This is a genomic window from Leucobacter alluvii, from assembly GCF_039530485.1.
GTDB lineage: Bacteria > Actinomycetota > Actinomycetes > Actinomycetales > Microbacteriaceae > Leucobacter > Leucobacter alluvii.
Map to the genome: position 1 here is coordinate 684,782 of NZ_BAAAOP010000005.1, position 11,798 is coordinate 696,579.

11 protein-coding genes are annotated in these 11,798 nt (G+C 67.0%); 10 read left to right on the plus strand and 1 reads right to left on the minus strand.

The features are described from left to right. Positions 1-282: 282 nt before the first annotated feature. Positions 283-1,311 (plus strand): hypothetical protein, encoded by a 1,029-nt coding sequence (locus ABFX18_RS07725; protein ID WP_346057917.1) that lies wholly within the window; start codon positions 283-285, stop codon positions 1,309-1,311. A gap of 229 nt (positions 1,312-1,540) precedes the next feature. Here ABFX18_RS07725 and ABFX18_RS07730 read toward each other — a convergent pair whose 3' ends face one another. Further along, positions 1,541-2,491, minus strand: coding sequence for a COX15/CtaA family protein (locus ABFX18_RS07730; RefSeq protein ID WP_346057918.1), 951 nt, complete (start codon positions 2,489-2,491; stop codon positions 1,541-1,543). A 284-nt stretch (positions 2,492-2,775) separates the two neighbouring features. On the opposite strand from ABFX18_RS07730, the gene sufB reads away from it, so the two are divergent. The 9 genes from sufB to pgl all read left to right on the plus strand — a co-directional run bounded on the left by sufB (position 2,776) and on the right by pgl (position 11,731). Continuing rightward, entirely contained in the window at positions 2,776-4,194 is a 1,419-nt protein-coding gene (sufB, locus tag ABFX18_RS07735) for a Fe-S cluster assembly protein SufB (RefSeq protein ID WP_090149813.1), read from the plus strand. Continuing rightward, positions 4,194-5,381 (plus strand): Fe-S cluster assembly protein SufD, encoded by a 1,188-nt coding sequence (gene sufD, locus ABFX18_RS07740; protein WP_346057919.1) that lies wholly within the window; start codon positions 4,194-4,196, stop codon positions 5,379-5,381. The genes sufB and sufD overlap by 1 nt, the downstream gene beginning before the upstream one ends. Further along, positions 5,381-5,707, plus strand: a complete 327-nt coding sequence (locus ABFX18_RS07745) for a non-heme iron oxygenase ferredoxin subunit (protein ID WP_346057920.1) — start codon at positions 5,381-5,383, stop codon at positions 5,705-5,707. The genes sufD and ABFX18_RS07745 overlap by 1 nt, the downstream gene beginning before the upstream one ends. Before the next feature lie 3 nt (positions 5,708-5,710). Continuing rightward, positions 5,711-6,469 (plus strand): Fe-S cluster assembly ATPase SufC, encoded by a 759-nt coding sequence (gene sufC, locus ABFX18_RS07750; protein WP_090148986.1) that lies wholly within the window; start codon positions 5,711-5,713, stop codon positions 6,467-6,469. 17 nt (positions 6,470-6,486) lie between these two features. Then, positions 6,487-6,837, plus strand: a complete 351-nt coding sequence (locus ABFX18_RS07755; RefSeq protein WP_211648429.1) for a metal-sulfur cluster assembly factor — start codon at positions 6,487-6,489, stop codon at positions 6,835-6,837. A 218-nt stretch (positions 6,838-7,055) separates the two neighbouring features. Next, the gene (gene zwf / locus ABFX18_RS07760; RefSeq protein WP_346057921.1) at positions 7,056-8,591 is read left to right on the plus strand and encodes a glucose-6-phosphate dehydrogenase; all 1,536 of its coding nucleotides are present in this window, start codon (positions 7,056-7,058) and stop codon (positions 8,589-8,591) included. Beyond that, positions 8,588-9,526, plus strand: a complete 939-nt coding sequence (locus ABFX18_RS07765; RefSeq protein ID WP_090148993.1) for a glucose-6-phosphate dehydrogenase assembly protein OpcA — start codon at positions 8,588-8,590, stop codon at positions 9,524-9,526. Before zwf ends, ABFX18_RS07765 begins: the two co-directional genes overlap by 4 nt. After that, positions 9,523-10,977: an NADP-dependent phosphogluconate dehydrogenase gene (gene gndA / locus ABFX18_RS07770; RefSeq protein ID WP_336662052.1), complete on the plus strand. Its 1,455-nt coding sequence runs from the start codon at positions 9,523-9,525 to the stop codon at positions 10,975-10,977. Before ABFX18_RS07765 ends, gndA begins: the two co-directional genes overlap by 4 nt. A 16-nt stretch (positions 10,978-10,993) precedes the next feature. Further along, positions 10,994-11,731, plus strand: coding sequence for a 6-phosphogluconolactonase (gene pgl / locus ABFX18_RS07775; RefSeq protein WP_346057922.1), 738 nt, complete (start codon positions 10,994-10,996; stop codon positions 11,729-11,731). Positions 11,732-11,798: the final 67 nt, after the last annotated feature.

The following is an 11,798-nucleotide window of genomic DNA, read 5'->3' on the forward strand; positions in this document are numbered from 1 at the left end:
GCCTCCGCCCCTCCGCACCTCTTCGCATCCGCGCCTCCGTCGAAAGCGCGCTTCATGCTCGGTCCGAGAGCGGATCGGTGCTGAACTGCGCTCTCGCGCGCAGACTCTCAGGCGGCCGGGACCCACAGACCAATCGAAGTCCTCCACATCGCGCATTCCACATCGCGCATTCCACATCGCGCATTCCACATCGTGCATCGCACCTCGCGCGGCGCGCTGAAGCGCTGGCGAGCCTGTGGATAACACCTGCGCGACGAGTCCCCACGGTGACAACCTCTCCGCATGTCACGACAGCTCCTGAGGATCACTCACACATTCGGCACGCAACCGTTCTCCGTCACAACGGCACTCGACGCCGGTTTCGGCAGGGGAGCGCTGCGCAACCGCACGCTCACACGCCCGCACCGCGGCGTGCGCACGGCATGCGAGGTCGACCCCTCGCTCGTGAGCCGGGCAATCGCCCTCCGGCCGAAGCTGCGCCCGGGCGACCGCTTCAGCCACGCGACCGCCCTTGCACTTCTGGGCTGCCCGCTTCACGTCACGCCCGGAACCCCAGTGGATGTGGCCTCCGCACCGGGTACCACGCCGATGCGCAGGGCTGGCGTGGCCGGGCACCGCGCGGCGAACGGACTCGCGCTCGAGCTACAGGTGCCCGCAGGATTGTGGACGAATGAAGGTGCGCTGAGCCTCCCCATTTCGCTCCCGGCCGACGCTGTGAGGGAAGCCGCCACCATGCTTCCCGGGCCGGAGCTGGTGGTCGCGCTCGACTCGCTCCTGCACAGGGGCCCCGCTCACTTCGACAACGCGGTGGCGATTCTCTCAGAGCACCTGAAGGAGAATCTTTGTGCAGCCCGTCGCACGCGGGGCGCCGTGCGCCTCAGTATCGCGCTGAGACTCGCGAGGCACGGCGCTGAGTCGCGAATGGAGACGCTCTTGCGGCTCATCGGCGAAAGCGTCGGAATCTCAGATCTCATCACTCAGGGCGCGATTCGAACCGTGTACGGGGAGATCGGCCGATTCGACCTCACCGACGAGGCGACGCGGAGCTTCTTCGAGTACGACGGAGCGCAGCACCGGACCTCTCGCACGCAGTACCTCCGGGACATCGCCCGCTATGACGGTGCGCGTGATGCCGGATGGCGCGGGCTGCGCTTCCATGCGGAGGACGTGCTCCAAACGCCCGATCGCACGGCGGCACGCATGCTCGTTCGGCTCGGACGCGAACGGAAGCGCATTTCGAGTCCCGTCGCGAAGTTTCTCTCGGAGGGCCGCACGTCGTCGCTCGAGCCAGCCGCACCGCGCCGAAGATAGAAGATAGTCGCCGAAAGCGCGGTTGGTGCTCAGCGGGGACGAACTCAGGTGCCGAAATGCGCTTTCGGGGAAGGTGGGGCAGGGATCGGGCTCCGGCATCCGCTAGACGGCAGGCGCCAGCCCCGTAGGCGTCGGGCCTGCTGGCGGCAGAGCTCGGCAGGCGACTGCGCCCCGGGCCGCTGCCGAGCGACGTGCGCATAGCCGAAGAACGACCGGAGCGCGAGCAGCCCTACTCGACCTCGATCGCCGCCGCGGGTGCAGCTGCCGGCCGCTTGAGACGCAGCACTACGACCGTCATGGCCGCAGCGGTGAGCGCCGCGAGCACCATGTGCACCCCGACCGCGAACGGGGGGAGCCCGGCGCGCGCCTGGTAGATCCCGATCGCGATCTGCACGATGAGTGCCGCGAACAGCGCGATGATCCAGCGGAGCGGACGCAGGCGGCGAGCCGCGGCCCACACGAGGAGAGCCAGCGTCAACGCGAAGGCGATGTACCCGGGCCACGCGTGGATGTGACTCATGAGCACTGCGTCGATGCCGTCGCGTTGGATGGTCGAGTCGCCCGAGTGCGGGCCCGACCCGGTCGTCAGCACACCGAAGATCACCGTGACCGCCATCGCGAGCGTGGTCACGTGCGTGAGGATCGCGAACCCCTTCGGCACCACGCGTTCGCGCGGCCCGCCCATCTCGTACATGCGGGTGAGGTAGGCCGCCGTGATGCAGACGAGGGCGAGCGAGATCACGTAGTGAATGCCGACGAGGTTCGCGTTCAGGTGCAGCCAGACGATGACGCCTCCGATGAGGGCCTGCAGCACCACGAGACCCAGGACCACCGACGCGATCGCGAAGAGGTCGCGCCGGCTCGCGCGCAGCCGCCACGTGAGCACGAAGACGAGAATCGCGCTGATCAGCAACGGTCCGGAGATGGTGCGGTTTCCGAACTCGATCAGCGAGTGGTAGGTCAGCTCCTCTGTGGGAACGAGCGAGCCGGGGGCGCAGAGCGGCCAGTTCGGGCAGCCGAGGCCGGAGCCGGTGAGCCGCACGGCACCGCCGGTGCCGATGATGAACGTGTTCAGCACGAAGGACGCCCAGGCCACGATCCGGAGGAAGCGCGAGGCGACCCCGAGATGCGGGACGGGCGGCCGCGGGGCGATGGTGCTTGCGGTGGGCGCGCTGGACAACGGGTCTCCTCTCGGCTGCTTCCCAGAGTCATGAGACGCCCTGAGCGGACATCCCCCGAAACTATCGGAAACCTGTAGAATGGGAAGCTGTGGTTGCGAACGTCGAACCGAGTGTTTCGGTGCTCTGCATCGGATCTGCCCGGTGACGTACGAAGCCCAGAATACTGCACCGCTGCAGGGAACCCGATGTGCGCATCCATCCACGGAACGCGCGCACTCCGCCGACCGGATCCCTCCGGCTCGGCCAGGGTTTCCCGGGCGAGACGAAGAATGAGGGAGGGATCATGCCAGAGGTACTGATCGACCGACCCGAGCTCGAAGGCTTGGGCCAGTACGAATTCGGCTGGCACGACAGCGACGAAGCCGGCGCGATTGCAAAGCGCGGACTCAGCGAGCAGGTCGTGCGCGAGATTTCGGCACTGAAGAACGAGCCGGAATGGATGCTCCAGCGTCGCCTGAAAGCGCTGCAGATCTTCGGTCGGAAGCCGATGCCAGCGTGGGGCGCCGACCTCTCCGATATCGACTTCGACAACATCAAGTACTTCGTGCGCTCCACGGAGAAGCAGGCCACCACGTGGGAGGAGCTGCCCGAGGAGATCAAGGAGACCTACGAGCGTCTCGGCATCCCCGAGGCAGAGCGCCAGCGCCTCGTCGCCGGCGTGGCGGCTCAGTACGAGTCGGAGGTCGTCTACCACCAGATCCGCGAGGACCTGGAGGAGCAGGGCGTGCTCTTCCTCGACACCGACACGGCGCTCCGCGAGCACCCCGAGATCTTCGAAGAGTACTTCGGCACCGTCATTCCCTCCGGCGACAACAAGTTCGCGGCGCTGAACACGGCCGTCTGGTCGGGCGGCTCCTTCGTGTACGTCCCCAAGGGCGTCCACGTCGAGATCCCGCTCCAGGCCTACTTCCGCATCAACACGGAGAACATGGGCCAGTTCGAGCGCACGCTCATCATCGCCGACGAGGGCAGCTACGTGCACTACATCGAGGGTTGCACGGCGCCGATCTACAAGTCGGACTCGCTGCACTCCGCCGTCGTCGAGATCATCGTGAAGAAGAACGCGCGAGTGCGCTACACCACGATCCAGAACTGGTCGACCAACGTGTACAACCTGGTCACCAAGCGCGCGATCGCCGAAGAAGGCGCGACCATGGAGTGGGTCGATGGCAACATCGGCTCGAAGGTCACCATGAAGTACCCGTCGATCTACCTCACGGGTGAGCACGCCAAGGGCGAAACGCTGTCGGTCGCCTTCGCGGGACCGGGCCAGCACCAGGACACCGGTGCGAAGATGATCCACCTCGCGCCGAACACGAAGTCCTCGATCCTCGCGAAGTCCATCGCTCGGGGCGGCGGACGCACCGGCTACCGCGGTGAGGTGCGCATCGAGGCCAACGCCCGGCACTCCGCCAACTCGGTGGTCTGCGACGCGCTGCTCGTCGACACGATCTCGCGCAGCGACACCTACCCGGCGATCGACATCCGCACGGATGACGCGGAGCTCGGACACGAAGCCACGGTCTCCCGCGTCAGCGAGGAGCAGCTGTTCTACCTCATGAGCCGCGGGCTCGCCGAGGAAGAGGGCATGGCGATGATCGTCCGCGGCTTCATCGAGCCGATCGCTCGCGAGTTGCCCATGGAGTACGCGCTCGAACTGAACAAGCTCATCGAGATGGGCATGGAAGGATCCGTCGGATAATGACGCAAGCTGTTGCACCGAAGGAAACTGCTCAGCACGGCCTGACCGCGCACTCCGACGGGGACTGGGCGAACCGCGTGCCCGTCCAGACTCGGTCGGAGCGGCCAGTATCGACCGATGTCGCCGACTTCGCCGAGGTGACGGGCCGCGAAGCGGTCTGGAAGTACACGCCCGTCGCGAAACTCGACGCGGTGCTCAACGGCCAGCTCGATGGATCGCGGGTACCCGTGTCCGTTTCGGCGGTCGCCGGCGTGACGTCGGAGTGGGTCGCGCGATCGGACGCGCGCATCGGACGCGCCGGAACGCCCGAGGAGCGCGGCGCTGCTGCGGCCTGGTCGGCGTTCGGTGAGGCGCACGTCGTGACGGTGTCGTCGGAAGAGCTGGTGACCGCTGTGGTCACGCGTGACGCACTCGACACGACGCCGCGCGCCGGCCACACCGTCATCGAAGCGGCCCCGCACTCCCAGGGCCTCGTCATCCTCGAGAACACGGGCGCCGCTCATCTCTCCGAGAATGTCGAAATCGTCGTCGGCGACGGCGCGAAGCTGACGGTCGTGAGCGTGCAGCAGTGGAACGACGAGGCCATTCACCTCGCGAGCCACTACGCGACGGTCGGTCGTGACGCGTCGGTGACGCACATCGTCGTGTCACTCGGCGGGAAGATCGTCCGCTTGAACCCCTCGATCCATCTCGATCACGAGGGCGCCAACGGGGAAGCGCTCGGCGCGTACTTCGCCGACGCCGGTCAGCACTTGGAGCACCAGGTGTACATGGACCACGACGCTCCCCACACGCGCAGCCGCGTCACCTACAAGGGCGCGCTGCAGGGCGAGGGCGCTCACACCGTCTGGATCGGCGACGTGCTGATCCGCAACAACGCCAACGGCACCGACAGCTATGAGCAGAACCGAAACCTGGTGCTGACCGAGGGCACGCGGGCGGATTCGATCCCGAATCTCGAGATCGAGACCGGCGACATCGAGGGAGCCGGTCACGCCAGCGCGACCGGACGCTTCGACGACGAGCACATCTTCTACCTGCAGAGCCGAGGCATCTCCGCGGAGGAGGCGCGCAAGCTCGTGGTGCGCGGCTTCCTGTTCGAGGTCATCGCCCGGATCGGCGACGCTGCGACGGAGGAACGCCTCCACGCCGCCGTCGAATCCGAGCTCGCGGACTCCGTCCGCTGATGCCGCGGCAGAAGGTGCTCGCAGTCAGCGACCTCGTGCAGGACCAAGCGATCCGCGTCGTCGTCGACGATGTGCCGATCGCGGTCGTGCTCGACGGGACCGGCGCCGTGCACGCGATCGGCGATACGTGCAGCCACGGTCAGGTCAGCCTTGCCGAAGGCTTCGTGGACGGCGACACCCTCGAGTGCTGGGCGCACGGTTCGGCGTTCTCGCTGGTGACCGGAGTGCCCGAGAATTTCCCGGCCTACGAACCGGTTCCCGTCTTCGTCGTCGAGATCGAGGACGGCGACGTATACATCGACCCCAACGTTACGAAAGAGATTTAACACATGAGCTCCGTTCTTGAAATCAAAGACCTGCACGTCAGCGTCGAGACCGAGCAGGGCGCCAAGCCGATCCTCAAGGGTGTCGACCTCACCATCAAGCAGGGTGAGACCCACGCCATCATGGGACCGAATGGTTCGGGCAAGTCGACGCTCGCCTACGCGATCGCCGGCCACCCGCGCTACGAGGTCACGGGCGGGTCGATCCTGCTCGACGGCGAAGAGGTGCTCGAGATGGGCGTGGACGAGCGTGCGCAGGCCGGCATGTTCCTCGCGATGCAGTACCCCGTCGAGATTCCGGGCGTGACCAACGCGAACTTCCTCCGCACCGCAAAGACCGCGATCGACGGCGAGGCGCCGGCGATCCGCACCTGGATGAAGGACGTGAAGGAGGCCATGGGCAATCTGCGCATGGACGAGTCCTTCGCGGCGCGCAACGTCAACGAGGGCTTCTCGGGCGGCGAGAAGAAGCGCAACGAGATTCTGCAGCTCGAACTGCTGAAGCCGAAGTTCGCGGTGCTCGACGAGACCGATTCCGGCCTCGACGTCGACGCGCTGAAGGTCGTCTCCGAGGGAGTGAACCGCGCGAAGCAGAACACCGGGCTCGGCGTCCTGCTGATCACGCACTACACGCGCATCCTCCGGTACATCCAGCCCGACTTCGTGCACGTCTTCGTCAACGGCCGCGTCGCCGAAGAGGGCGGGCCCGAGCTCGCGAACCGACTCGAGGAAGAGGGCTACGACCGCTTCCTCGAGAGCGCATAAGGCGTAGGCTGGTCGCTATGAGCGAGGAAACCACGACGGTACCCCAGTCGATCGATCCGGAGTTCCGCGAACAGGCGTACGAGGCGCTGAAGAATGTCTCGGACCCCGAGCTCGGCGTGAACATCGTCGATCTCGGGCTGATCTACGATCTCGCCTTCGACGAGGAGCACGACGCGCTCGTGATCAGCATGACGCTGACGAGCGCCGGTTGCCCGCTCACGGACGTGATCGAGAACGACATCGCGGAGGCACTCGACGGTCTCGTGACGGCGTTCCGCATCAACTGGGTGTGGATGCCGCCGTGGACGCCGGAGCGCATCACGGACGATGGCCGCGACATGATGCGGGCACTCGGGTTTGCGATCTGAGAGAGCCCGGTGGGCTCTCTCACACCCGAGTGCCCTGCCGGAGGCAGCTCGGGTTTGCGATCTGAGAGAGCCCGGTGGGCTCTCTCACACCCGAGTGCCCTGCCGGAGGCAGCTCGGGTTTGCGATCTGAGAGAGCCCGGTGGGCTCTCTCACACCCGAGTGCCCTGCCGCAGGCAGCTCGGGGCGTCTTGAATTCCTGATCTGTGAGAAAGGATGGGATGAAGCTTCCTTCCAACCCGCTCCGCTCTGCGGATGATCCCAGGCTCAGTCGTATCGCGGGGCCCAGCTCGCTCGTGATCTTCGGGGTGACGGGTGACCTGTCGCGCAAGAAGTTGATGCCCGCGGTGTACGACCTCGCGAACCGAGGTCTTCTGCCGCCCGGGTTCGCACTTGTGGGGTTCGCTCGCCGCGACTGGAAGGATCGAGATTTCGCGGAGATCGTGCACGATGCTGTGCGCAAGTATGCGCGGACGCCGTTCCGCGAAGAGACGTGGGAGCAGCTCGCGGAGGGTATTCGCTTCGTGCAGGGGCAGTTCGACGACCCCGAGGCGTACGACCGTCTCCGCGACACGGTCGAGACGCTCGACCGAGAGCGCGGCACGATGGGCAATCACGCGTTCTACCTCTCGATTCCGCCGACCGCGTTCCCGGAGGTGGCGAAGCACCTCTCGAGCTCGGGGCTCGTGGATCGCACGGGAGACGATCAGCGATGGCGGCGCGTCGTCATCGAGAAGCCGTTCGGCCATGACCTCGCCTCCGCTCGGGAGCTGAACGATGTGCTTGAATCCGCGTTTCCCGCTGATTCGATCTTCCGCATCGACCACTACCTCGGCAAGGAGACGGTGCAGAACATCCTCGCACTTCGCTTCGCGAATGCGATGTACGAGCCGATCTGGAACCGGAACTACGTCGACCACGTGCAGATCACGATGGCCGAAGACATCGGCGTCGGCGGCCGCGCCGGCTATTACGACGGCGTCGGCGCAGCGCGCGACGTGATCCAGAATCATCTCCTGCAACTCCTCGCACTCACCGCGATGGAGCAGCCGATCAGCCTGGGAGCTCAGCATCTGCGTGCGGAGAAGGAGAAGGTGCTCGAGGCGGTGTCGCTGCCGGAAGATCTCGAGCGATCGACGGCTCGCGGGCAGTACGCGCCCGGGTGGCAGGGCGGCGAGCTCGTGAATGGCTTCCTGGATGAGGACGGCATGGATCCGCAGTCGCGCACGGAGACCTTCGCGGCGATGAAGCTGCACGTCAACACGCGCCGCTGGACGGGGGTGCCCTTCTACCTGCGAACCGGAAAGCGGCTCGGCCGACGCGTCACGGAGATCGCCGTCGTGTTCCGCAAGGAGCCTGGAAACCTCTTCGGTCAGGCGCAGCGTTCTGAGCAGGGATCGAACGCGCTCGTGATCCGCGTCCAGCCCGATGAGGGCATCACCATTCGTTTCGGTGCGAAGGTTCCCGGCAGTGGCACCCGCGTGCGCGACGTGACGATGGACTTCGGCTACGGTCACGCGTTCACCGAGGCCAGCCCGGAGGCGTACGAGCGCCTCATCCTCGACGTGCTCCTGGGTGACGCGCCCCTGTTTCCCCGTCAGGCAGAGGTCGAGCTCTCCTGGCGGATCCTCGACCCGATCGAACGACACTGGGCGGAGAGCGACGCGCCCGTCGAGCAGTACGTTCCGGGCTCCTGGGGCCCGGCGTCGGCCGACGAGATGCTCGCCCGCGACGGACGCACCTGGAGACGGCCATGATCGAGAGTCTGCCCGACACGACGGTCAGCGCGGTGACGCGCCGGCTCGTCTCGATGCGCCAGGAGAGCGGTGTCTCGGCGCTCGGTCACGTGCTCACCCTCGTCATCTCGGCCTCCGGCGAGCTCGACGAGTCGGCGATCGCGGCCGCGAATCACGCGTCCAGCGAGCACCCGATGCGAGTGATCGTCCTGCTCAGCCGCCCCGAGGCGGAGAATCGGCTCGACGCGGAGATCCGCGTGGGCGCGGACGCGGGTGCGAGCGATGTGATCGTGCTGCGCGCTTCCGGTGAGGTCGCCAGCGGAGTCGAGGCGCTCGTCACCGGTTTGCTGTTGCCCGACGCCCCGGTCGCGGTGTGGTGGCCGGAAGAGGCACCGGATCGCCCAGGCGCCGACCCGCTCGGCCGAATCGGGCAGCGGCGCATCACGGACGCCGCAGCTCCCGACGGTTCGGCGTGGGACGTGCGTATCTCCGGGTACTCCGCCGGTGACACCGATCTTGCCTGGACGCGGCTCACGCGCTGGCGCGAGTACCTCGCCGCGGTGCTCGATGAACCGCCGTTCGAGCCGGTGACAGCAGTCGAGGTCGTCGGCTCTGAGGCGTCGCCGTCGACGGAGCTGCTCGCGGCTTGGCTCGAGCTTGCGCTCGGGGTTCCGACGAAGTGCACGCTGCTCGATCGCGCTCTCCACGCGGAGGGGCTGCACTCGGTGACGCTGACGCGCCAGAGCGGCGACGCGGTGCTCAAACGCTTGTCGCCCGTGCACGCGGCGCTCAGCCAGCCAGGGCAACCGACGCACCAGATCGTTCTGCCTCGCCGCACGTTGAGCGAATGCCTCGCGGAGGAACTGCGCGGGCTGGGCGAGGACGTCATGTACGGCCGCGTACTCGAACAACTCGCGCGCAGCCGCGCTGCGCGCACCACCCACACTGACGCATGAATGAAGGAGCTGGCGTGTCTGAAGCCGCAGCGAACATCGGGGTCGTAGGCCTCGCCGTGATGGGCGCGAATCTATCGCGCAACCTGGCCAGCCGGGAGGGGAACACCGTGGCGGTGTTCAACCGCAGCCCGCAGCGCACCGAGGCGTTGGTCGCAGCTCACCCGGAGGCGCAGTTCGTGCCGGCGTTCACCTACGAGGAGTTCGCGGCGTCGCTGCAGAAGCCGCGAACGGCCATCATCATGGTGCAGGCCGGCGCGGCCACCGATGCGACGATCGATGCCCTCGTCGACGTCTTCGAACCCGGTGACATCATCGTCGACGGCGGCAACGCATACTTCCCTGACACCATCCGGCGCGAGCGCGCCGTGCGGGCGACGGGCATCAACTTCGTGGGCGCCGGCATCTCGGGCGGCGAGGAAGGCGCGCTCAACGGTCCGAGCATCATGCCGGGCGGTTCCGACGAAGCCTGGCAGACGCTCGGCCCGATCCTGCGCTCCATCGCCGCGGTCGCAGAGGGCGAACCGTGCGTGACGCACGTGGGCCACGATGGCGCCGGCCACTTCGTCAAGATGGTCCACAACGGCATCGAGTACGCCGATATGCAGCTCATCGCCGAGGCCTACGACCTCATCCGACGGGGCACCGGAAAGTCGCCTGCGGAGATCGCCGACATCTTCGCCGAGTGGAACGACGGTGAACTCGAGTCGTACCTCATCGAGATCACGGCGGAGGTACTCCGTCAGAACGATGCCGCGACCGGCAAGCCACTCGTCGACGTGATCCTCGATCAAGCCGGTGCGAAAGGCACGGGCGCCTGGACGGTGCAGACCGCGCTCGCGCTCGGCGTTCCCGTGTCGGGCATCGCCGAGGCCACGTTCGCGCGCTCGCTGTCATCTCACCCTGAGCAGCGAGCGGCAGCCTCGTCGCTTCCGGGCCCAAGCGAGCAGCCCGCAGTTGCCGACGAAGCCGCATTCATCGAGGACGTGCGCCAGGCGCTCTACGCCTCAAAGATCGTCGCGTACTCGCAGGGTTTCGATGAGATCCGCGCGGGCGCCGCAGAATACGGCTGGACCATCGATCTCGGTGCGATTTCACGCATCTGGCGCGCCGGCTGCATCATTCGGGCGCAGTTCCTGAACCGGATCGCCGATGCCTATGCGGCTGAATCCGACCTCGCCCTGCTGATGAGCGCACCGTACTTCGCCGAGGCTCTCGCGAAGAGCCAGGAGGCGTGGCGACGCGTCGTCGTCCACGCAACCGGGGCTGGAATTCCGGCACCGGCGTTCTCCTCGTCGCTCGCCTACTACGACGGGCTGCGGGCCGAGCGCCTCCCCGCCGCGCTCGTGCAGGGGCAGCGCGATTTCTTCGGAGCGCATACGTACCGCCGCACCGACCGCCCGGGATCGTTCCACACGCTCTGGTCGGGCGACCGCAGCGAGATCTCCGCCTAGGCGCAGGCGAATTCGTATGTCCATGCGCATCTCGCAGCACCCGACCCTCGATGAACTGGCCCACGCGCTCGCGGGAGCGTTCATCGAGGTCTGCCGGCAGCGCCAGGGCGATGGGGGAGTGCCGTGCGCGGTGCTCACCGGTGGCTCCGGCGGCGAGCGTGTGCTCGAGGCCCTGAGCTCCCATCCGGATCGCGACACCGTCGAGTGGACCCGGGTCCGGTTCATCTGGGGCGACGAGCGGTGGGTCCCGTCGGGTCATGAGGATCGCAATGATCTTCTCGCCGACCGCACGCTCTTCGACGCGGTCGCCGTCGATCCTTCGCTCGTGCACCGGGTGGCGGGGCCGGATTCCGGGCTCACGCTCGACGAGACCGCCGGCGCCTACGCAGCCGTCGTCCATGGCATCGACCGTATCGATGTCGCGTTGAACGGTGTGGGCCCCGATGGCCACATCGCATCTCTGTTTCCCGGCAGGGACGAGCTCGAGATCGTCTCAGACGAAGCGCCGGAAGCGCTCCCGATCAGAAATTCGCCGAAACCACCGCCGGAGCGCGTCACCTTGACCCTTCCGGCGCTGCGACGTGCTGAGCACGTCTGGCTCATCGCGGCGGGCACCGCGAAAGCGGAGGCGGTCGGTCGGACCATCGCTCGGAGCGCCCCGCTGCTCCCTGCGGCACGGGTCTTCGGAGCAGCGGAGACCGTGCTCTGGGCGGACACCGCGGCTCTGGGAGCGCCATCTGCTTCGAGCAGCTAGGATGGTGAGGTTGCCCATTCGCTCAGCCCTGGCGCGAGAACGTCTCCCCGTGATGCGCTGAGCCGGC

Excerpts from the sequence above, each read along its gene's own strand:
- ABFX18_RS07725 (WP_346057917.1), top strand. The coding sequence starts at position 283 with ATGTCACGACAGCTCCTGAGGATCACTCACACATTCGGCACGCAACCG.
- ABFX18_RS07765 (WP_090148993.1), top strand. The coding sequence starts at position 8,588 with ATGATCGAGAGTCTGCCCGACACGACGGTCAGCGCGGTGACGCGCCGG.
- gndA (WP_336662052.1), top strand. The coding sequence starts at position 9,523 with ATGAATGAAGGAGCTGGCGTGTCTGAAGCCGCAGCGAACATCGGGGTC.
- sufB (WP_090149813.1), top strand. The coding sequence starts at position 2,776 with ATGCCAGAGGTACTGATCGACCGACCCGAGCTCGAAGGCTTGGGCCAG.
- sufD (WP_346057919.1), top strand. The coding sequence starts at position 4,194 with ATGACGCAAGCTGTTGCACCGAAGGAAACTGCTCAGCACGGCCTGACC.
- ABFX18_RS07755 (WP_211648429.1), top strand. The coding sequence starts at position 6,487 with ATGAGCGAGGAAACCACGACGGTACCCCAGTCGATCGATCCGGAGTTC.
- pgl (WP_346057922.1), top strand. The coding sequence starts at position 10,994 with ATGTCCATGCGCATCTCGCAGCACCCGACCCTCGATGAACTGGCCCAC.
- ABFX18_RS07745 (WP_346057920.1), top strand. The coding sequence starts at position 5,381 with ATGCCGCGGCAGAAGGTGCTCGCAGTCAGCGACCTCGTGCAGGACCAA.
- sufC (WP_090148986.1), top strand. The coding sequence starts at position 5,711 with ATGAGCTCCGTTCTTGAAATCAAAGACCTGCACGTCAGCGTCGAGACC.
- zwf (WP_346057921.1), top strand. The coding sequence starts at position 7,056 with ATGAAGCTTCCTTCCAACCCGCTCCGCTCTGCGGATGATCCCAGGCTC.